The organism is Pelomonas sp. V22 (assembly GCF_030014915.1).
Taxonomy (GTDB): Bacteria; Pseudomonadota; Gammaproteobacteria; order Burkholderiales; family Burkholderiaceae_C; genus JAUASW01.
On sequence record NZ_JAGIXS010000007.1, the window covers coordinates 169,710 to 187,754 of the forward strand.

Genomic DNA, 18,045 nt, shown 5'->3' on the forward strand with positions numbered 1-18,045 from the left:
TCCCGCACGAGGACTCCAGCGGAGTCCTCTTTGAAGCGCCGCGCGCGGTGCTTCAAAGAGTCAAAGGCGGCGTATGAGCAATATTCTTTTGAACGTCAACGGCATCGAAGTCATCTACAACCATGTGATCCTGGTGCTCAAGGGCGTGTCGCTGCAAGTGCCCGAGGGCGGCATCGTCGCGCTGCTGGGCGGCAATGGCGCGGGCAAGACGACGACCTTGCGGGCCGTGTCCAACCTGCTGGCCGGCGAGCGCGGCGAGGTGACCAAGGGCAGCATCGAGCTGCGTGGCGAGCGCATCGAGAAGCTTTCCACCGCCGAGATGGTCAATCGCGGCGTGATCCAGGTGATGGAAGGCCGGCATTGCTTCGCCCACCTCAGCATCGAAGAGAACCTGATGACCGGCGCCTACACCCGCACCGACGGCAAGGCGGCGGTCAACGCGACCCTGGAGAAGGTCTACAACTACTTCCCTCGGCTCAAGACCCGCCGCACCAGCCAGGCGGCCTACACCTCGGGCGGCGAGCAGCAGATGTGCGCCATCGGCCGCGCGCTGATGGCCAACCCAAAGATGGTGCTGCTCGACGAGCCCTCGATGGGCCTGGCGCCGCAGATCGTCGAAGAGGTGTTCGAGATCGTGAAGGACCTGAACAGCAAGGAGGGCACGACCTTTCTGCTGGCCGAGCAGAACACCAACATGGCGCTGCGCTATGCCGACTATGGCTACATCCTCGAAAGCGGCCGCGTGGTGATGGACGGCGAGGCCAAGGCCTTGCGAGAGAACGAGGACGTCAAGGAGTTCTACCTCGGCGTCGGCGGCGGCGACCGCAAGAGCTTCAAGGACGTCAAAAGCTACAAGCGCCGCAAGCGCTGGCTTGCTTAGCCCACCCCCTACCGGCTTCGCCGGCCCCCTCAAGGGGGCGCAGCCGACGGCCCGGCAAAGCCGGATCCGCGGCAGCCGCTTGATCAGGACACGACATGCCATGAGTAACGATGAAGACTGGATCCCTGCTCTTCCGCACTTCAAACCGGACGAGGCATTGCAGCGGCTGAAGCGCGATCTGCGCGAGCTCGGGCTGGCCGAGCGGGAAGGGCGCTTCGAGCGCAAAGGCATGGTGATGGCCCGGGCGGCCATCGATGGCGCACAGCTGCGCGTCGCCCTGGTCAAGCGGCCTTCGCGCACACCGGAGTGGAATGAAAAGCTGCTGAAGGACAGCGCCCAGTTGCGCGACTTCGTGGCCTCGGTGAAGAAAAGCCTGGCGGGGTGGGGCGATGAGCACGACTGAGTTCTACGACGCCTTGGAAGCCCGCGACCCGGCCTTGCGCGAGCAGGCGCTGATGCAGGCGCTGGAGCGCCAGGTGCGCCATGCCCGCAGCCGCACGCGTGCCTATGCCGAGCTGCTCGCCGACGCGCCCGAGCGTGTCGACAGCCGTGCGCTGTTGGCCCGCCTGCCGGTCACGCGCAAGCACGAACTGCTGGCGCGCCAGCAGGCCGGGCGCACGGAGGACGCCTTCGGTGGCTTCGCCGCCATCGCCTGGGGCGCGGCACGCCGCGTGTTCCAGTCGCCCGGCACGCTCTACGAGCCGGAAGGTGCGCGCCCCGACTACTGGCGCGTGGCCCGTGCCCTGCATGCCGCCGGCTTCCGGGCCGGCGAGCTGCTGCACAACAGCTTCTCCTACCACCTGACGCCGGCTGGCTCGCTGATGGAAACCGGCGCCCACGCGATCGGCTGCACCGTTTTCCCCGGCGGCATTGGCAACACCGAGCTGCAGCTGCAGGCGATCAGCGAGCTGCGGCCGACGGGCTATGTGGGCACGCCCAGCTTCTTGAAGATCCTGCTGGACAAGAGCGAGGGTCAGGTCTTGCCCATCAAGAGGGCCCTGCTCAGCGGCGAGGCCTTCCCGCCCAGCCTGCGCGACTGGATGCTCGAACGCGGCGTGACCGGCTACCAGTGCTATGCCACGGCCGATATCGGCCTGATCGCCTACGAGACGGAGGCCCGTGAAGGCCTGGTGATCGACGAGGGCGTGATCGTCGAGATCGTGCGGCCGGGCACCGGCGACCCCGTGCCCGAGGGCGAGGTGGGCGAGCTGGTCGTCACTACTTTGAATCCCGACTACCCCTTGATCCGTTTTGGCACCGGCGACCTCTCGGCCGTGCTCCCCGGCGCCTGCCCCACGGGCCGCACCAACCAGCGCATCAAGGGCTGGATGGGCCGGGCCGACCAGAGCGCCAAGGTGCGCGGCATGTTCGTCCATGCGAGCCAGGTCGGCGAGATCGCCAAGCGCCTGCCCGAGCTGGGCCGCTTGCGCCTGGTGGTGGAGGGCGAGATGGCCAGCGACCGGCTCACGCTGAAAGCCGAGCTGGCCGGTGCAGCGCCCGAGGGTTTGCAGTCGCGCGTGGCGGAGGCGGTGCGCGACATTACCAAGCTGCGGGCCGAGGTTGACTTCATTCAGCCCGGCAGCCTGCCCAACGACGGGCGGGTGATCGAGGATCTGCGCAAGTTCGACTGAGCGAGCGCCGCGCTGCGGCGCTCGCCGTTCACTTCGACTCGAGGTCGATGGTCTTGGCCGGCTGGCCCTTGTCGTCGAACATCTGGATGCTGGGCTTGCCCTCGGGGGTGACCATCAACAGCATGCGCGGCTGGCCCTTGGCGTCGCTGAGCATCAGGGCCGAGGACTTGCCGGCGGTGGTGCCAAGGCGCACGCGGTTAGCGGCGAGCAGGCCCTTGTCGCGCATTTCCTGGATGGCGGCCTTGCGGGCCTCCGGTTCCATCTTGCGGATCTCGGCCATGCGCTCGCTGCGCTGCTTGACGTCCATCTGCAGGCCGTCGGCCTCATCGTTGATGACCAGCGTGCTGGTGGCCGTGCCACCCTGCTCGGCATGCAGCAGCTGGATCACCTGGTCCTGGCGGAAACGGTCGAAGGTCAGGCTCAATCCCGCGTTGACCTTGCCATCAGGGCCGACGACGCCCTTCTGGATGAAGCCGCCGTTCTCGGTGCCTTCGTCGTTGATGAACAGCATGCCGGCCTTGTCGGCCCGATCCGGGCGCGCGCCTTCCTTGCCCTGCTGGAAGTCGCCGGGATACTGAGCCTTGTTCGAGATCACCATGCGCAGCGTGCCATCCGGCTCGCGCACATTGATGCGGCCCACGTCGATCTCCTCAAACTTGGCCGGTGGCGCCTTGGCGCCAGTCAGCAGGGTGATGGCGATGATGGCTGTGGCGCTGGCGGCGGCGCCGCTCAGGAAGGTGGTGGTCTTGCTCATGGGTTTATCTCCTCCGGGTTCGGTTTGTTGATGAAGAAGGTTGCTTCAACGCGGCGCATTGTGCCGAGTGCCAACGCGTGAGTGGAGCGGTCGTTGACGGGCTGCAAATCGGCCCGACAGAACGCAGGAGTCAGGTCATGCGCCGGCGTTTGCCGGTGCAGCATGGCAAGTCGGATCTTTGGCTTGGCTGAAGCTTGGCCTCGAAGAATCGCGGTCCTGTGTTCAACCGACCAAGCCCCGCACCATGGCCACGATCCTTGCCCTGGCCCGCCGCCTGCTGATGCTCGCCGGCCTGCTGTCCCTCGCCGCCTGCCAGACGGTGAACCTGCCCGACCGAGAATTCATCAAGCCGGACCGGGTGACCGGCTTCCAGGCCAAGGCGCCGCTCGATGAGCAGCAACTGGCCAGCCTGCTGCCGCAGGCCCGCGTCACGCCGCTGCAATTGAAGACCGAAGGCACCGAGCTGAACGGCGTCCTGCTGGAGCGCCCCGATGCCGTGGCCACGGTGCTGTTCTACGGTGGCAACCTCTTCCACCTCGACGACGCCGGCGCCCCGGTCGTGAAGGCGCTGGCGGCCTGCCCGGTCAACATCGCCATGTTCGACTACCGCGGCTATGGCCGCAGCCCGGGCCAGCCGACGCCGGAGCTGATGGCGGCCGATGCGCTGCGCATCTACGACCATGTGCGGCAGTTGCAGCAGCCGGGCGGCAAGCTGGTGGTCCATGGCTACTCACTCGGCAGCTTCATGGCCGGGCAGGTGGCCAGCCAGCGCCCGCTCGACGGCCTGGTACTGGCCGCCGCCGCGCCCAGCCCGCGGGCCATGGCCGAGTACGCCGTGGGGCAGCGAGCCGGCCTGCTGGCGCCGCTGATCCGGCTGCAGCTCAGCGAGGGCATGGCCCGCATCGACAACCGCCAGGCGCTCGGTCGCTACCAGGGCCCGCTGCTGATGCTGGCCGGCAGCCGGGACCAGACCTCACCGGCAGAGCTGGGCCGCCAGCTGTTCGAGGCCGTGCCCAGCGCGCGCAAGGACTTCCTGCTGCTGCCCGAGGCCACGCACGACACCATGCTGCCGCGCAAGGAGGCCATGGAGCGCTATTGCGAGTTCGTTCGCAGCGTGGCGAGCAGCCGCTGAGCTTGTTCAGCCCGGCAGGAGAACCCTGAACGCGCAGCCGCGCTGCCCCGACAGATCGGCACGCGGGCTCTCCAGGCTCAGCCGCGCACCGAGGCGCAGGCAGGCCTGCTGGACGATGGACAGGCCCAGGCCGGAGCCGCTGACCGGTCCGCCTTGCTGGCGGCCGCGATGGAAGCGCGTGAAGAGCAGGGACTGGTCCTCGGGTGCGATGCCGGGGCCGTCGTCCTGCACGACCAGCTCCACGCCACCCTCGACCGCCTGCAACTGCAGCTCCAGCTTCGCGCCGCGGCCCGCATAGCGCAGCGCGTTCTCGACCAGGTTGCCGACGATGGAGGCGAGGGCCTGCGGCTCGCTCTGCCACCACAGTTGATCGGGCGCCTCGAGGCTCAGCTCGATGCCGGCTTCGTCCGCCCCGGCCATGTGCAGCAGCAACTGTTCGCGCAGCCACTCGGCCAGATCGAGCCGCTGTAGGGCCGGCGCGGTCGCGGCTTCCATGCGGGCTAGGGCGAGCAGCTGCTGGACCAGGTGGGAGGCGCGGTCCACCGCCGCATCGAGCTGGCGGCCGGCTTGCTCGCGTTCGGCCTCCGAGCTTGCACGCTTCAGCACATGGGCCTGCGTACCAATCAGGGCCATCGGCGTGCGCAGCTCGTGGGCGGCGTCTTCGACGAAAGCGCGCTCGCGCTCCAGGTGGCCGCGCAGCCGGGCGAACAGGCCTTGCAGCGAGCTCAGCAAGGGCTGCAGTTCGCGGTAGCGCAGGTCGAGCTTCAGCGGGCTCAGGTCATCGGGGCTGCGCTGACCCAGCACGCGGCTCAGCCGGTTCAAGGGCGAGAGGCCGCGCGAGACGGCGAGCCACAGCGGCAAGAGGATCAGCGGAAAGCTGAGCAGCAAGAGCGGTAGCAGCGCCTGGTGGATGCCGGCGAAGACCTCGCCGTCGCCCATGGGCAGGCTGATGCGGCGCAGCTCCCAGCGGGCATTGCTGCGGGCCTGGTTGATGCAGGGCTGGCCGCGCAGTTCGCAAGTACCGTCCGGGCTCCAGCGCAGTTCCAGGCCTTGCAACTGGTCGGCGATGTAGACCGGCTCGTCGCCGGGGCGCTGCAGATCGCGCAGGATGAAGCCGGCGCGCGTGGACTGGCCCGCGTCGCGCAGCTCCTGGCGCGAGAGCTCGTCGACCGTGCGCGCGCGCAATGCAGCTTCGGCGCCCGTCTGCTCGGGCTTCAGGAGGGCCAGCACCTGGGTCACCGTGCGCTGCACCTGCGCCTCGCGCCCTTGGGTCAGGCGCTGCCAGTAGAGCAGTAGCAGGGCGATCCAGACCAGCACGAAGGCCAGCAGCAGCGAGGCGATCAGGCGCCGGGCCAGGCTGGGCCCGAACAGGCGTTGCCACAACATCAGGGCTTCTCCAGCCGATAGCCCACGCCGCGCAGCGTGCGGATGCGCTCGGCGCCAATCTTCTTGCGCAGGTTGGAGACATGGACCTCCAGCACGCTGAAGTCCAGTGCTTCGCCGAGTGGCTCCAGGCGCTGGGCGAGGGCGCCTTTGGCCACGGCGCGGCCGGGTTCGCGGGCCAGCTCCACGAGGATGCTGAACTCGCGCGGCGACAGCTCAATCGGCTGACCGGCCAACTGCACCGTGCGCGCGGCGGGATGGATCTCCAGCTCACCGATGCGCCAGCTGCTGCTCGCCTGCTGCGCATAGCGGCGCTGCACGGCCCGCATGCGCGACAGCAGCTCGGGCATGGCGATGGGCTTGACCAGGTAGTCGTCCGCGCCGCCATCGAGGCCGCGCACCCGCTCGTCCAGGCCGGAGCGCGAGGTGATCAGAAGCACAGGCGTCTGCGCGCCGCCCTGGCGCCAGCGATGCAAGAGCTCGAAGCCGCTGCCATCGGGCAAGCCGAGGTCCAGCAGCACACAGGCATAGTCGGCCAGTTCGCCGGCTTGCGGCGCATCGCTGGCAAGGCGCCGCCACTCGCTCGTGAAGCCCTCGCTGCGCAGCGCCTGCTGCAGCGCGCGGCCGAGGTCCAGGTCGTCTTCGATGATCAGCACATGCATGGCGGCGGATTGTGCCGCCAGCCAAGACGGGGCTGTCAGCGCAGTTGCAGCGGTATGGTCACCGGCCCATCGTTGACGAGGCTTACCTGCATGTCGGCACCGAACTCGCCGCATTGCACGTCCGGGTGCTGGCGGCCCGCGTAGGCCAGCGCGTGCTCGTACAGGTGTCGGCCCAGCTCGGGCCGCGCGGCGCCGGTGAAGCTCGGCCGATTGCCGCTGCTGGCATCAGCTGCCAGCGTGAACTGCGAAACGATCAGCAAGCCGCCGGCGATGTCTTGCACGCTGCGGTTCATCTTGCCGGCTTCGTCGCTGAAGATGCGGAGCTTCAAGACCTTGTCGATCATCCTCTCAGCCAGGGCCTCGGTGTCGGTGGGCTCGGCGCAGAGCAGGAGCAAGAGGCCGGGGCCGATGCTGCCGATGGTGGCGCCGGCCACGTCGACACGGGCTTCGCGCACGCGTTGAATCAAGGCGATCAAATCAAATCCTTGGGGTCATCAAAGTGGGCTTCCACGTCCATCGGCAGCAGCTGGATGGTGGCGCGCAGACCCGGCACGGCACTCATCAAGGCCTGCTCCACCGAGGCCCGCACGGCGGCGGCGCGGCCCAGCGACCAGTCGCTCGGCATGTGCATGTGCAGGTCCACGAAGCAGCGCTGGCCGGCGCTGCGGCTGACCAGGTGGTCGAAGCGCACCGTGTGGTGACGAAATCCCTCCAGCACCTCATCGACGCGGGCCAGCGATTCGGCATCCATCGCCTCGTCCATCAGGCCCTGCGAGCTGCGCCAGACCAGGGCACCGCCCTCGTACAGGATGTTCAGTGCCACCAGCACGGCCAGCAGCGGGTCCAGCCACAGCCAGCTGGTGAACATCACGCCGACCAGGCCCACGACCACGCCGGCCGAGGTCCAGACGTCGGTGATCAGGTGGCGGGCATCGGCCTCCAGCGCCATCGAGCGGTGCTCGCGTGCCTTGCGCAGCATGGCCCAGGCCAGGGCGCCATTGAGCGCCGAGCTGACGATGGCGAGCAGCAGGCCGAGGCCGAGGCTCTCCACCGGCTGCGGGTCAAAGAAGCGGTGGCCGGCCGCCCACAGGATGCCGAGGCCGGCCGCGATGATCAGCACGCCTTCGAAGCCGCTGGAGAAGAACTCGGCCTTGTGGTGGCCGAAGGGGTGGTCTTCGTCCGGCGGACGCGCGGCCACCGTGACCATGGCCAGGGCGAACATGGCACCGGCCAGGTTGACCAGGGACTCCAGGGCGTCGGCCGCCAGGCTGACCGAGCCGGTCCACCACCAGGCTGCCGTCTTGAGCACGATGGTGAGCAGGGCGACGGCGACGGAGAGCTTCAGATAGGCGCTGACTTGCATGGCGGCGATTGTCACCGGGCGCCGCCTACAATCTTTGGCAATCTCCTGCTTGAGTGCTGTAGCCATGAAGAACGTGCCCGATCCCCACGCCACCGACGTCTCCCACATCGCACCGCGCGACAAGGCTGAGATCCTGTCCCAGGCCCTGCCCTACATCCGCAAGTTCCATGGCAAGACCATCGTCATCAAGTACGGCGGCAATGCGATGACCGACCCGGCCCTGCAGCAGGACTTCGCCGAGGACGTGGTGCTTTTGAAGCTGGTGGGCCTGAACCCTGTGGTGGTGCATGGCGGCGGCCCGCAGATCGAGGGCCTGCTCAGCAAGCTGGGCAAGAAGGGCGAGTTCATCCAGGGCATGCGCGTCACCGACGCCGAGACCATGGACGTGGTCGAGTGGGTGCTGGCCGGCGAGGTGCAGCAGGACGTGGTGGGCCTCATCAATGCGGCCGGCGGCAAGGCCGTGGGGCTGACGGGGCGCGACGGCGGCATGATCCGCGCCAAGAAGCTGAAGATCATCGACAAGGACGACCCGACCAAGGAGCACGACGTGGGCCAGGTCGGCGACATCGTCTCCATTGACCCCAGCGTGGTGAAGGCCCTGCAGGACGACCAGTTCATCCCGGTCGTGAGCCCCATCGGTTTCGGCGAGAACAACGAGAGCTACAACATCAACGCCGACGTGGTGGCCGCCAAGCTGGCCACCGTGCTGCAGGCCGAGAAGCTCTTGATGCTGACCAATATCCGCGGCGTGCTGGACAAGGAAGGCCAGCTGCTGACCGAGCTGACGCCGCGCCGCATCGACGAGCTGGTGGCGGACGGCACGATCAGCGGCGGCATGATCCCCAAGATCGCCGGTGCCATCGACGCGGCCAAGAGCGGCGTCAATGCCGTCCACATCATCGACGGCCGCGTGCCGCATGCGATGCTGCTCGAGATCCTCTCGGACCAGGCGTACGGGACGATGATCAAGTCGCACTGAGGTCGCCCCCGATTTACCCTCACTTCAAACTTGGGGGGAGCCCCCCTGGCTCCGGGTGGACTCGCATTGTTTCCATCGCCTCGCCCCCGAGAATCGCCGTTTCCCTGAAACGATTGCCTCATGTCCCGTTTTTCGCTGTTGATTGTTGAAGACCAGGTCCGGTTCCGCGATGCATTCACCCATGCGCTGGCTGGCAGCGAAGACATCCAGTTGCTGGGCATCGCCCAGGACCTGCCGAGCGGCCGCCAGCTCTTTGACCTGCACCGGCCCGATGTGCTGCTGGTCGACCTGGACCTGCCCGGCGGCAGTGGTATCGAACTGATACGCCATGCGGCCGCCACCCACCCGGATTGCGACGTGATGGTGATCTCGGTCTTCGGCGACGAGCAGCATGTGCTGTCCAGCATCGAGGCCGGCGCCACCGGCTATCTGCTGAAAGACGCCCTGGCCCTGGAGCTGCCCACCCAGCTGCGCTCGCTGCGCGCCGGCGGCAGCCCGATCAGCCCGGTGATCGCCCGTCGCCTCTTGATGCGCCTGGCGCCTTCGGCACCGCACCTGACCAGCGCAGCGTTGCCTCAGGGTGATGAAGCGGCGGTGGCGCTGTCGGAGCAGGAGTCGCGCGTGCTGCACCTGGCGGCCAAGGGTTTCACCTTCGACGAGATCGCCCAGTTCATGCAGGTCTCGCCACACACGGTGATGACCTATGTGAAACGCACCTACCGCAAGCTGCAGGTGCGCAGCAAGGTTGAGGCGATCTACGAGGCGCGGCGCCTCGGCTGGCTGCGCGATTGAAGCCCGGGCGGAACCTGGCCTGAGGCGTCATCCGGCTGTGCAAGAATCGTCCGCAATGTCCGACGCCAGCCCCCTCCAAAGCGATAGCAACGTGCCTGCGGCTGCCGAGGCCGCACCGCGCCGCCGGCCCAAGCCGGGCGAGCGCCGGACGCAGATCTTGCAGACCCTGGCCAGCATGCTGGAACAGCCGGGGGCGGACCGTGTCACCACCGCGGCGCTGGCCGCCCGGCTCGAGGTGAGCGAGGCCGCGCTGTACCGCCACTTCGCCAGCAAGGCGCAGATGTTCGAAGGCCTGATCGAGTTCATCGAGAGCAGCATCTTCACCCTCGTCAACCAGATCACCGAGCGCGAGGGGTCAGGTCTTGCCCAGGCGCAGAAGATCGTCTCGGTGCTGCTGCAGTTCGGCGAGCGCAACCCCGGCATGGCCCGCGTGATGGTGGGCGACGCCCTGGTGTACGAGAACGAGCGCCTGGTGGCGCGCATGAACCAGTTCTTCGACCGCATCGAGTCCTCGATGCGCCAATGCCTGCGCCAGGCCGCCGAGGAGGCCGGCTCCAGCACGCCCACGGTGGCGGCCAATGCCCAGGCCTCGGTGTTCGTGAGCTTCGTGATCGGCCGCCTGCAGCGCTATGCCCGCTCGGGCTTCAAGCGCGAGCCCACCGAGCAGCTGGAAGCCGCGCTGCGCATGCTGGGCGGCTGACGCGCCGCAGCCTCAGGAGCGGAACAGGCGCGAGTACTGCGCTTCGTGCTGCGCCGACAGGATGGCCAGCATGGGCGCGAAGGCCTGGCGTTCTTCATCCTTCAAGCGGATGGCCGCGTCGACCGCCGCCGGAATCGCCTCACCGAGTGCCTGCAGCATGCGCTGCCCGGCCACCTGGCCCAGCGGCACGGCCTTGATCGCGGCGGCCACCACGTTCTCGGCCCAGGCAAAGGCAGCCGCCAGCAAGGCCTCGCGCAGCGGCGCACCGGTTTGCTGGGCGGCCAAGGCAAAGGCCACCGGCCAGCTCGGCGCCGGCTGCAGGGCGGCCAGCTGCTGCAGGGCGCTGGCGGGCACGCCGGGCTTGTGGCGCAGCCATTCGAGCAGGGAGCGGCCCATCTGTTCCGCCTGCAGGCGCAGCTCGCGGCTTTCGCGGGTCTGCAGCACCCAGCCGTTCAAGGCCTCGATGCGCGTCATATCGCCGTTGGACCAGGCTTCGAAGGCCCGGGCGCAGACGCTCAGGTCGGCGCGGGCCTGGCTGAGCTGCAGCTGAGCGATCAACCAGGACTGGGCGCTGGATTCATCGCTCACCCGGCCGGTATCGACCGCAGCTTCCAGGCCTTCGGAGTAGCTGAAGCCGCCCACCGGCAAGGCCGGCGAAGCCAGCTGCAGCAGTTGCAGCCAGGCCGTGGCGTTCATCAATGCTTGCAACCCGGGCCGTGCACATGCGGTGCCGCGGCGATCTTGATGGGGATGGGCTTGGGCGCCGCCGCTCCATGGGGATGGGCATGACCGTGGTGATGGCCGTGGCCTTCGCCACCATAGGCACCCGCCTCGGGCTCGAAGGCCGTGTTCACCTCGGTGACGATCAGGTGCATCTGGCGCAGCATGTCGGCCAGCACATGGTCGGGCTCCAGCAGCAGGCGCTCGGGCTCCAGGGCCAGCTGCACGTGGCGGTTGCCCAGGTGATAGGCGGCCCGCATCAGGTCGAACGGGCGGCCATGCTCGGCGCAGGCCCGCACCTCCAGCAGCGCCTGCTCCGCCGCGATCACGCGGACCAGGGAGCCGTCCTCGGCCACCAGCACATCGCCGCCACGCACGACGCTGCCGCGCGGCAGGAAAACAGCGAGCGCGCGGCCCTGGCTGTCTTGCGCGTCGAAGCGGCTTTTCTGGCGGGTGTCCCAGTCGAGCACGACTTCGGGCGCGCGTTTGAGCAGGGCCGGGGCCAGGGCCTGGCTGCGGGGGATCAGCTTGTTGATGGTCAGCATGGCGGGGGTCAGAAATCGACGGCGCGGGTCTTCAGCCCACGCGCAATCATGGTGGCATTGATCAGCTGCGCCTGCTCGCGTGTGGCGAAGGGCCAGACCGTGGGCACGAAGCCGGCCGGCGTCTCTATCACCTGCAGCTGCAGCGCATCGGGTTCGCGGGTCATGCCCTTGAGCATGTCCTTCATGCGGACCAGGTAGGCCTCTGCATCGGCGCGCTTGGCGCTGGGCGGGCCGACCAGGGCGACCGACTTCACGCTCAGCGGTGGCACCACCGGCGCGACCTTGCGCTCAGTGGCCTTGGCGTCGGGCTTGGCTTCGGCCTTGTCCGATTTTTCTTGCTTGTCGCCCTTGTCGTGCTTGTCAGCCTTGTCGCCCTTGTCGGCTTTGGATTCAGCGACAGGCGCTGCCTTGCCTGGCGCGGCGGGCGCGCTGGCTTCTGATGAAGATCGCAGCGGCGGCGCGCTGGCGGCGCGGTTGACCTGGACCAGGCGCGGGCGGATGTCGGGCTGCGGGCCGCTCGGCTGGTCGGGCAGGGCCGAGGCCGGCACGGCGCTGGCGGGCGTGGTCTGCACGGCCGCCGCCGAGGCGGGCGATGAGGTTGCCGCCGCTTCGGCGGCGGCGGAGGCAGGCTGCGATGCTGCCTCGGCCGTGGTTGATGCCGCAGAGGCGGGTGCCGCCACAGGCTCGGAGTCAGCAGCGGAGGCTGGAACAGGCGCTGGCGCCGCAGGGACTTCGGCGGCCACGGGCGCTTCGCCGGCCGGGTGCAGCCAGCTCCAGCCGGCATAGGCCAGGCCACCCACCAGCAGCAGCGCGGCCACGGCGCTGCGCACCGGACTGATGCAGCGCCGGCCGGTAAGCATCAGGCTGCGACCCATGCCCTGGCCGATCAGCACGCGGGTGCGGGAGCTGCCGGCATCGATGCCGGCGCTGACCAGGAAGAGCTCGAACGGCCAGGCGCCGCCCCGGTGCTTGGCCGAGCCCTTGGCCACATAGGCCTCGTCCACAGCGGCGGTGCGGCGCGGCCAATGCGGGTCGCCGGGTGCTTCGTTGTAGCCGTAGTCCAGCGCGAAGCGGGCCACGCGGGCGGCGCTCAGGCTGGGGATCAGGTCTTCGCTGAAGACTGGCCATTGCCAGTGGTTGCCCCAGCGCTGGCGGTGCAGCTTGAACCACTGGTTCTGCAGGCCCTGCAGCCAGGCCGGGCCGCGCAGCTTGCGCGGCGCACTTTCGGTTTCGAAGCGGCTGAAAGCGCCGGGCTCGTTGCTGCCGTCCTCGTCCTCGCCTTCGCCGCCCTCGGCCAGCGCGTCGCGGGTCTCGGCATCGTGCAGCGGGTCGACTTCCTGGCTCAGCACCGGCTCCACCGGCAGCGGCGGGCGCCGGTTCTGGCGCATGAAGGGCAGGGCGATCACGCCGACCGTGTGCACGTCAAAGGCACTGATCCGCTTGGCCAGCGGATGCCGGTTGTGCCAGGCCACGATCTGTTCGGTCAATCGCTCCATGCTGTGCGGGACTGTTTGCCTCGGTGGGGTGTCGCTGGACGGCATTATCCGGCCCGCAGCAGCCCGGATCCGGCGAGTACGGCGGTTCGCCGCCCCTGTTTCAGAGCTCCAGCGTCATGAAGGCGCTGTAGGGGTCCTCCGGGTAATCGGCAAAAGGACCGCAAAACTTGAAGCCGGCGCTGGCATAGAGACGCCGAGCCGGCTCGAAGCCCGGCTGCGAGCCCGTCTCCAGACTCAGTCGCTTGAGGCCGCGTGAGCGGGCTGTCTCGATGATGTGGTTCAGGATCGCGCGGGCCGCGCCTCGGCCACGCAGCGCCGCGGGCGTGCGCATGGACTTGAGCTCGCCCTCGCTGGCCGAGAGCTGCTTGAGCGCGCCGCAGCCCATCAGCTGCTCCCCGTCCCAGACCGTCCAGAACGTGATCTCGGGTTGGCGCAGCTTGTCCAGGTCCAGCGCATGCACGCTCTCGGGCGGCGAGAGCTCGTGCATGTGGCGCAGGTGTTCTTCGAGCAGGGCCCGGATTTCGGGGCCGCGCAGGTCATCGATGCGGATGTTCATGGCAATGGGTCGGGGCGAAAAGGGGAGGGCTGTGCCGGTGCGGCACGCAAATCGCGTGCCCGACATGGCGCTTCAAGACGCCAGGAAATAGCCGCCATCCTTGCGACCATACAGCAGCACCATCGTGGCCTTCTCGACCACGCCGCCGGGCAGCCGGGCGGCCTCGAACTCCAGCTCGATCCAGCCTTCCGCCTGCACCGAGAGCTTCATGCCCCGCTGGATGGCCCGCTCGTAGCTGGCCTGGTACACGGAGAGCGGCAGCAGCTTGGCCGAGCGCAGGGGCTGCTGGACCGCATGGCGAAACTGCGCCTCGACGCCCGCCCGGTCGGTCTCGCGGTTCAGGATCACGAGGGCGAGGTAGGCAGGAATGTCCTTGCTGGCAATGGCCTGCTTGCAGCGTTCGAGCAGTTGCTCGGGCGAGCGCGCCGGCTCTGCCACCGCCAGTGCGCTGGCAAGGCTCAAGAGGAGGGCGAGGCCGAGTTTGAGCAGCGACATGGAGACTCCCTGGGAATGAAGGTGCCAAAACGCTAACGCAAAAAATGCACATCCACGCACCCGCGTCACGGCTTGGGGGAAGCGACTCACGGTCTGCGTGAGAACCTGCACGCGGCTTCGCGCGACGATGGAAGGGGCAGGTGCGGCAGGTCAGAAGAGAAAGTAGCGCTGCGCCATCGGCAGCACCGTGGCCGGCTCGCAGCTGAGCAGTTGCCCGTCGGCGCGAACCTCGTAAGTCTGCGCATTGATCTCCATGCGCGGCAGGTAGGCGTTGTGGACCATGTCGGTCTTCTTCACCGTGCGGCAGCCCCGCACCACCGAGAGCGGTTTCCTGAGGCCATAGCCCTCTGCCGCCGCGAGGCCGCTTTGCGAGACGAAGCTCAGCGAGCCCGCCTGCAAGGCGCCGCCGAAGCTGCCGAACATGGGCCGGTAGTGCACCGGCTGTGGCGTCGGAATGCTGGCATTCGGGTCCCCCATGGCGGCGGCCGCGATGAAGCCGCCTTTCAGGATCAGGCTGGGCTTGACGCCGAAGAAGGCCGGCCGCCAGAACACGAGGTCGGCCCATTTGCCGACCTCGATGGAGCCGACCTCATGCGCGATGCCATGGGTCAGTGCCGGGTTGATCGCCAGCTTGGCCATGTAGCGCTTGACGCGGGCGTTGTCGTGCTGCTGCGTGTCGCCTGGCAGCGGGCCGCGCTGGAGCTTCATCTTGTGCGCGGTCTGCCAGCAGCGGATCGTCACTTCGCCAACCCGGCCCATGGCCTGCGAGTCGGAGCTGAACATCGAGATGGCGCCGAGGTCATGCAGGATGTCCTCGGCGGCAATGGTCTCGCGGCGGATGCGGCTCTCGGCAAAAGCCAGGTCCTCGGCGATGCCGGCATCGAGGTGATGGCAGACCATCAGCATGTCCAGGTGCTCGTCCAGCGTGTTGACCGTGTAGGGCCGCGTCGGGTTGGTGGAGGAGGGCAGCACATTGGCCTCGCCCACCACCTTCATGATGTCGGGCGCATGGCCGCCGCCCGCGCCCTCGGTGTGGAAGCTGTGGATGGTGCGGCCCTTGAAGGCCGCCATCGTGTCCTCGACGAAGCCGCTCTCGTTCAAGGTGTCGGTGTGGATCGCCACCTGGGTGTCGGTTTCTTCCGCCACCGAGAGGCAGCAGTCGATGGCGGCCGGCGTCGTGCCCCAGTCTTCGTGCAGCTTCAGGCCCACGGCGCCGGCGTCTATCTGCTGGCGCAGCGCCTCGGGCTGGCTGGCATTGCCCTTGCCGAGGAAGCCGAGGTTCATGGCGAAGGCTTCGCCGGCCTGCAGCATGCGCTTGATGTTCTCGGGCCCCGGCGTGCAGGTGGTGGCGAAGGTGCCGGTGGCCGGGCCGGTGCCGCCGCCCATCATGGTGGTCGTGCCGCTCATCAAGGCCTCTTCGATCTGCTGCGGGCAGATGAAGTGGATGTGGGTGTCGACCGCGCCGGCCGTGACGATCAGGCCCTCGGCCGCAATCACCTCGGTGCCCGGGCCGATGACGATGTCCACGCCCGGCTGCACGTCCGGGTTGCCGGCTTTGCCGATGGCGGCGATGCGGCTGCCGCGCAGGCCGATGTCGGCCTTGACGATGCCCCAGTGGTCGAGGATCAGCGCATTGGTGATCACGCAGTCGACGGCATCTTCTGCGCCGGGACCATTGACCCGCTGCGATTGACCCATGCCGTCGCGTATGGTCTTGCCGCCGCCGAACTTCACTTCCTCGCCGTAGCCGCCGGCACGCAGGGTCAGGTCTTGCTCGACCTCGATGACGAGGGCGGTGTCGGCGAGGCGCAGGCGGTCACCGACGGTCGGTCCGAACTGCTCGGCGTAGGCGCGGCGGCTGATCGTGCTCATAAGGGCCCCTGTACCAATCCCCGAAAACCATAGACCCTCCGGTAGCCCGAATAGGACACCAGCTCCACCGTGCGCTGCTGCCCCGGCTCGAAGCGCACGGCGGTGCCCGAGGCGATGTTGAGGCGCATGCCATGGGCGGCCGCGCGGTCGAAGCGCAGGGCGGCATTGGTCTCGGCGAAGTGGTAGTGCGAGCCGACCTGGATGGGCCGGTCGCCGCTGTTCTCCACCAGGAGCGTGAGCGTGCGGCGGCCCGGGTTCAGCAGGAGGTCGGGGCCGTCGGTGAACAGTTCGCCCGGGATCATGCGACGAGCAGGCCGAGGCCCAGCAAGGCAATACCCAGACCACCGGCGCGCGGCAGCCACTGCGAGGCCCGCTGCAGGGCCAGGCCGAGCGCGATGCCGGCGCCATGCAGCAGGGCCGAGCCGGCCAGCATGCCGAGCAGCGCGGCGGTGCCGCTCAGCTCCTGGCCATGGGCGGCGCCATGGAACAGGGCGAAGCCGGCCATGGGCAGCGCCGCCAGCAGCGGCCGACGCGGTGCCATCAAGAGGGCGCCCATCACCAGCAGCGAGGCGGCGATCATGGGCTCGACAGCCGGCAGGCCCTGGCCCAGCAGCGCTCCCAGTGCCAGCAGGGCCATGAAGCCCAGCGGTGCCAGCCAGCGCCGGTTCGGGGTGCCAGCGCTCCAGACGCCCACGGCCAGCATGGCCGCCAGGTGGTCGAGGCCGGTGAACGGGTGCAGCATGCCTTCGGCGAAGCCATGGTGGGCGGCGCCGTCGGTGCCGGCATGGGCGAGCGCGAGGCTGGTGCCCGCAGCGAGGGCCAGGACGAGGGGGAGGTGACGATGGTTCATCTTGATGCGTGGCTCAGGCCGGATTCATGCAATGGGTTGGTGCACGGTCACCAATTTGGTGCCATCGGGGAAGGTGGCTTCGACCTGGATCTCGGGGATCATCTCCGCCACCCCCTCCATCACATCGGCTTTCGTGAGCACTGTCTTGCCCTCGCTCATCAGCTGGGCCACGCTCTTGCCGTCGCGGGCGCCTTCCATGATGCTGGCGCTGATCAGGGCCACGGCTTCGGGGTAATTCAGCTTCAGGCCGCGAGCCTGGCGGCGCTCGGCCAGCAAGGCGGCGGTGAAGATCAGGAGCTTGTCGCGCTCTCTCGGTGTGAGGTCCATGCCCGCTCCATCGCACAAAGGATGCCAGCGAGCTTGGCAGGGCGGCACGCGGCTTGCAATCGGGTGCTGCGATGCCTGACCACCGTTCCATGCCGCTGCCCCACGACCCTCACGACCACGATGACCCCAGCCTCGCGCCGGGCCTGCCCAGCGCGCCGCTGGTGAGCGCCGATGGCGAGCGCATTCTCCTGCTGACCGCCTTGCCCCAAGCCTGGGCGGCGCATGCCGATGCGATGGAGGAGTCGGGCTACAGCGTGGCCGTGCTGCCGCCCCGCCTGCCCCTGCCGGCCGAACTGGAAGCGCCGGCGCTGATCCTGCTCGATGCGCCCGAGCCCAAGCACCTCGGCCTGCTCACGCGCCTGCGCGAAGCGGGCTGTACCGTGCCCATCTTGCTGCTGTGCCTGGCGGGCGAGGCGGGCCTGCCGGCCTCGGCGATGAAGGCGGGCGCCAGCGATTGCCTGGTGGCGCCGGTGCGGCCGCGCGAGCTGCTGCTGCGCCTGGCCGCGCATCTGCGCCGCACGCCACTCAAGCCGCGCAGCGCGCTCGACGCCTTCGGCCACGCCAGCATCGCCGTGCGCGAGACCGATGGCTGGTGCGTCTGGCAGACGGCGCTGGCGCGCACGCTGATGGCGGAGTTCTTCAGCGGCGGGCATTTCGAGCGCGGCCGGCTGCCGCCCGAACTGCTGCTGTGGATGCACCGGGAGGTGCTGCGCCGCCGTGTGGGCGCCGAGCCGGGCGAGCTGACCGTGCTGCCGCAGCTGTGCCCCGCCATGCGGCCGAGCGCCGCCGCCCTGGTGGCGCGCAGCGAGCGGCGCCTCAGCTTCTCATTGCATGCCGTGGACCCCGACGCGCTGGGCGAGGGCCAATGGCTGATCGTGTTGCACGAGAAGGCCGAAGGCTGAGCGCGC

At 68.7% G+C, this 18,045-nt stretch carries 23 protein-coding genes; 8 read left to right on the forward strand and 15 right to left on the reverse strand.

Translation table 11 applies throughout. The annotated features are described in order from the left end of the window. The first annotated feature begins 73 nt into the window (after positions 1 to 73). The 3 genes from J7U46_RS20070 (at position 74) to J7U46_RS20080 (ending at position 2,511) form a co-directional block, all read left to right on the forward strand. The gene (locus tag J7U46_RS20070; protein WP_282828971.1) at positions 74 to 880 is read left to right on the forward strand and encodes an ABC transporter ATP-binding protein; all 807 of its coding nucleotides are present in this window, start codon (positions 74 to 76) and stop codon (positions 878 to 880) included. Positions 881 to 980: 100 nt separating this feature from the next. Further along, entirely contained in the window at positions 981 to 1,283 is a 303-nt protein-coding gene (locus tag J7U46_RS20075; protein ID WP_282828972.1) for a hypothetical protein, read from the forward strand. Then, the gene (locus J7U46_RS20080) at positions 1,270 to 2,511 is read left to right on the forward strand and encodes an AMP-binding protein (protein WP_282828973.1); all 1,242 of its coding nucleotides are present in this window, start codon (positions 1,270 to 1,272) and stop codon (positions 2,509 to 2,511) included. The genes J7U46_RS20075 and J7U46_RS20080 overlap by 14 nt, the downstream gene beginning before the upstream one ends. Positions 2,512 to 2,539: 28 nt before the next feature. Here the strand turns inward: J7U46_RS20080 and J7U46_RS20085 are convergent, their stop codons facing one another. Beyond that, complete coding sequence (locus J7U46_RS20085) at positions 2,540 to 3,265, reverse strand: hypothetical protein (protein WP_282828974.1); 726 nt, start codon at positions 3,263 to 3,265, stop codon at positions 2,540 to 2,542. Next, a complete protein-coding gene (locus J7U46_RS20090) occupies positions 3,262 to 3,429 on the reverse strand; it encodes a hypothetical protein (RefSeq protein WP_282828975.1) in 168 nt (55 codons plus the stop codon). Before J7U46_RS20090 ends, J7U46_RS20085 begins: the two co-directional genes overlap by 4 nt. 80 nt (positions 3,430 to 3,509) lie before the next feature. Here J7U46_RS20090 and J7U46_RS20095 point away from each other — a divergent pair, with 80 nt between their 5' ends. Next, positions 3,510 to 4,397: an alpha/beta fold hydrolase gene (locus J7U46_RS20095; RefSeq protein WP_282828976.1), complete on the forward strand. Its 888-nt coding sequence runs from the start codon at positions 3,510 to 3,512 to the stop codon at positions 4,395 to 4,397. Positions 4,398 to 4,403: 6 nt separating this feature from the next. Here J7U46_RS20095 and J7U46_RS20100 read toward each other — a convergent pair whose 3' ends face one another. The 4 genes from J7U46_RS20100 to J7U46_RS20115 are packed head-to-tail and all read right to left on the reverse strand — an operon-like array spanning position 4,404 to position 7,805. Next, the gene (locus J7U46_RS20100) at positions 4,404 to 5,783 is read right to left on the reverse strand and encodes an ATP-binding protein (protein ID WP_282828977.1); all 1,380 of its coding nucleotides are present in this window, start codon (positions 5,781 to 5,783) and stop codon (positions 4,404 to 4,406) included. After that, positions 5,783 to 6,442, reverse strand: coding sequence for a response regulator (locus J7U46_RS20105; protein ID WP_282828978.1), 660 nt, complete (start codon positions 6,440 to 6,442; stop codon positions 5,783 to 5,785). The genes J7U46_RS20100 and J7U46_RS20105 overlap by 1 nt, the downstream gene beginning before the upstream one ends. 35 nt (positions 6,443 to 6,477) lie before the next feature. Then, complete coding sequence (gene dtd / locus J7U46_RS20110) at positions 6,478 to 6,918, reverse strand: D-aminoacyl-tRNA deacylase (RefSeq protein WP_282828979.1); 441 nt, start codon at positions 6,916 to 6,918, stop codon at positions 6,478 to 6,480. Further along, positions 6,915 to 7,805, reverse strand: coding sequence for a cation diffusion facilitator family transporter (locus J7U46_RS20115; RefSeq protein WP_282828980.1), 891 nt, complete (start codon positions 7,803 to 7,805; stop codon positions 6,915 to 6,917). The genes dtd and J7U46_RS20115 overlap by 4 nt, the downstream gene beginning before the upstream one ends. Positions 7,806 to 7,869: 64 nt before the next feature. Between J7U46_RS20115 and argB the strand changes: the two genes are divergently transcribed. The 3 genes from argB (at position 7,870) to slmA (ending at position 10,276) form a co-directional block, all read left to right on the forward strand. Further along, positions 7,870 to 8,784, forward strand: a complete 915-nt coding sequence (argB, locus tag J7U46_RS20120; RefSeq protein WP_282828981.1) for an acetylglutamate kinase — start codon at positions 7,870 to 7,872, stop codon at positions 8,782 to 8,784. Positions 8,785 to 8,904: 120 nt separating this feature from the next. Next, entirely contained in the window at positions 8,905 to 9,576 is a 672-nt protein-coding gene (locus J7U46_RS20125; protein ID WP_282828982.1) for a response regulator transcription factor, read from the forward strand. Between the two features lie 55 nt (positions 9,577 to 9,631). Continuing rightward, on the forward strand, positions 9,632 to 10,276 hold the full coding sequence (slmA, locus tag J7U46_RS20130; RefSeq protein WP_282828983.1) for a nucleoid occlusion factor SlmA: 645 nt from the start codon (positions 9,632 to 9,634) through the stop codon (positions 10,274 to 10,276). Between the two features lie 12 nt (positions 10,277 to 10,288). Here the strand turns inward: slmA and J7U46_RS20135 are convergent, their stop codons facing one another. The 9 genes from J7U46_RS20135 to ureA form a co-directional block, all read right to left on the reverse strand. Continuing rightward, positions 10,289 to 10,972, reverse strand: coding sequence for an urease accessory UreF family protein (locus J7U46_RS20135; protein WP_282828984.1), 684 nt, complete (start codon positions 10,970 to 10,972; stop codon positions 10,289 to 10,291). Further along, the gene (gene ureE, locus J7U46_RS20140; protein ID WP_282828985.1) at positions 10,972 to 11,541 is read right to left on the reverse strand and encodes an urease accessory protein UreE; all 570 of its coding nucleotides are present in this window, start codon (positions 11,539 to 11,541) and stop codon (positions 10,972 to 10,974) included. The genes J7U46_RS20135 and ureE overlap by 1 nt, the downstream gene beginning before the upstream one ends. A gap of 8 nt (positions 11,542 to 11,549) precedes the next feature. Then, positions 11,550 to 13,028, reverse strand: a complete 1,479-nt coding sequence (locus J7U46_RS20145) for a hypothetical protein (RefSeq protein WP_282828986.1) — start codon at positions 13,026 to 13,028, stop codon at positions 11,550 to 11,552. Between the two features lie 109 nt (positions 13,029 to 13,137). Further along, complete coding sequence (locus J7U46_RS20150; RefSeq protein WP_282828987.1) at positions 13,138 to 13,593, reverse strand: GNAT family N-acetyltransferase; 456 nt, start codon at positions 13,591 to 13,593, stop codon at positions 13,138 to 13,140. Positions 13,594 to 13,665: 72 nt separating this feature from the next. Further along, on the reverse strand, positions 13,666 to 14,088 hold the full coding sequence (locus J7U46_RS20155) for a hypothetical protein (protein ID WP_282828988.1): 423 nt from the start codon (positions 14,086 to 14,088) through the stop codon (positions 13,666 to 13,668). A gap of 150 nt (positions 14,089 to 14,238) precedes the next feature. Next, entirely contained in the window at positions 14,239 to 15,960 is a 1,722-nt protein-coding gene (ureC, locus tag J7U46_RS20160) for an urease subunit alpha (RefSeq protein WP_282828989.1), read from the reverse strand. After that, a complete protein-coding gene (locus J7U46_RS20165) occupies positions 15,957 to 16,262 on the reverse strand; it encodes an urease subunit beta (protein ID WP_282828990.1) in 306 nt (101 codons plus the stop codon). The genes ureC and J7U46_RS20165 overlap by 4 nt, the downstream gene beginning before the upstream one ends. Next, positions 16,259 to 16,810: a HupE/UreJ family protein gene (locus J7U46_RS20170; RefSeq protein ID WP_282828991.1), complete on the reverse strand. Its 552-nt coding sequence runs from the start codon at positions 16,808 to 16,810 to the stop codon at positions 16,259 to 16,261. Before J7U46_RS20170 ends, J7U46_RS20165 begins: the two co-directional genes overlap by 4 nt. A gap of 24 nt (positions 16,811 to 16,834) precedes the next feature. Further along, positions 16,835 to 17,137, reverse strand: coding sequence for an urease subunit gamma (gene ureA, locus J7U46_RS20175; RefSeq protein ID WP_282828992.1), 303 nt, complete (start codon positions 17,135 to 17,137; stop codon positions 16,835 to 16,837). A gap of 71 nt (positions 17,138 to 17,208) precedes the next feature. On the opposite strand from ureA, the gene J7U46_RS20180 reads away from it, so the two are divergent. Then, positions 17,209 to 18,039 carry a DNA-binding response regulator gene (locus J7U46_RS20180; RefSeq protein WP_282828993.1) on the forward strand — a complete coding sequence of 277 codons (831 nt, stop codon included), beginning with the start codon at positions 17,209 to 17,211 and terminating at the stop codon, positions 18,037 to 18,039. Positions 18,040 to 18,045: the final 6 nt, after the last annotated feature.

What these genes read in the sequence shown, in the direction of transcription:
- J7U46_RS20070 (WP_282828971.1), top strand. Translation starts at nt 74, where the DNA reads ATGAGCAATATTCTTTTGAACGTCAACGGCATCGAAGTCATCTACAAC.
- J7U46_RS20075 (WP_282828972.1), top strand. Translation starts at nt 981, where the DNA reads ATGAGTAACGATGAAGACTGGATCCCTGCTCTTCCGCACTTCAAACCG.
- J7U46_RS20080 (WP_282828973.1), top strand. Translation starts at nt 1,270, where the DNA reads ATGAGCACGACTGAGTTCTACGACGCCTTGGAAGCCCGCGACCCGGCC.
- J7U46_RS20085 (WP_282828974.1), bottom strand. Translation starts at nt 3,265, where the DNA reads ATGAGCAAGACCACCACCTTCCTGAGCGGCGCCGCCGCCAGCGCCACA.
- J7U46_RS20090 (WP_282828975.1), bottom strand. Translation starts at nt 3,429, where the DNA reads ATGCTGCACCGGCAAACGCCGGCGCATGACCTGACTCCTGCGTTCTGT.
- J7U46_RS20095 (WP_282828976.1), top strand. Translation starts at nt 3,510, where the DNA reads ATGGCCACGATCCTTGCCCTGGCCCGCCGCCTGCTGATGCTCGCCGGC.
- J7U46_RS20100 (WP_282828977.1), bottom strand. Translation starts at nt 5,783, where the DNA reads ATGTTGTGGCAACGCCTGTTCGGGCCCAGCCTGGCCCGGCGCCTGATC.
- J7U46_RS20105 (WP_282828978.1), bottom strand. Translation starts at nt 6,442, where the DNA reads ATGCATGTGCTGATCATCGAAGACGACCTGGACCTCGGCCGCGCGCTG.
- J7U46_RS20115 (WP_282828980.1), bottom strand. Translation starts at nt 7,805, where the DNA reads ATGCAAGTCAGCGCCTATCTGAAGCTCTCCGTCGCCGTCGCCCTGCTC.
- argB (WP_282828981.1), top strand. Translation starts at nt 7,870, where the DNA reads ATGAAGAACGTGCCCGATCCCCACGCCACCGACGTCTCCCACATCGCA.
- J7U46_RS20125 (WP_282828982.1), top strand. Translation starts at nt 8,905, where the DNA reads ATGTCCCGTTTTTCGCTGTTGATTGTTGAAGACCAGGTCCGGTTCCGC.
- slmA (WP_282828983.1), top strand. Translation starts at nt 9,632, where the DNA reads ATGTCCGACGCCAGCCCCCTCCAAAGCGATAGCAACGTGCCTGCGGCT.
- J7U46_RS20135 (WP_282828984.1), bottom strand. Translation starts at nt 10,972, where the DNA reads ATGAACGCCACGGCCTGGCTGCAACTGCTGCAGCTGGCTTCGCCGGCC.
- ureE (WP_282828985.1), bottom strand. Translation starts at nt 11,541, where the DNA reads ATGCTGACCATCAACAAGCTGATCCCCCGCAGCCAGGCCCTGGCCCCG.
- J7U46_RS20150 (WP_282828987.1), bottom strand. Translation starts at nt 13,593, where the DNA reads ATGAACATCCGCATCGATGACCTGCGCGGCCCCGAAATCCGGGCCCTG.
- J7U46_RS20155 (WP_282828988.1), bottom strand. Translation starts at nt 14,088, where the DNA reads ATGTCGCTGCTCAAACTCGGCCTCGCCCTCCTCTTGAGCCTTGCCAGC.
- ureC (WP_282828989.1), bottom strand. Translation starts at nt 15,960, where the DNA reads ATGAGCACGATCAGCCGCCGCGCCTACGCCGAGCAGTTCGGACCGACC.
- J7U46_RS20165 (WP_282828990.1), bottom strand. Translation starts at nt 16,262, where the DNA reads ATGATCCCGGGCGAACTGTTCACCGACGGCCCCGACCTCCTGCTGAAC.
- J7U46_RS20170 (WP_282828991.1), bottom strand. Translation starts at nt 16,810, where the DNA reads ATGAACCATCGTCACCTCCCCCTCGTCCTGGCCCTCGCTGCGGGCACC.
- ureA (WP_282828992.1), bottom strand. Translation starts at nt 17,137, where the DNA reads ATGGACCTCACACCGAGAGAGCGCGACAAGCTCCTGATCTTCACCGCC.
- J7U46_RS20180 (WP_282828993.1), top strand. Translation starts at nt 17,209, where the DNA reads ATGCCTGACCACCGTTCCATGCCGCTGCCCCACGACCCTCACGACCAC.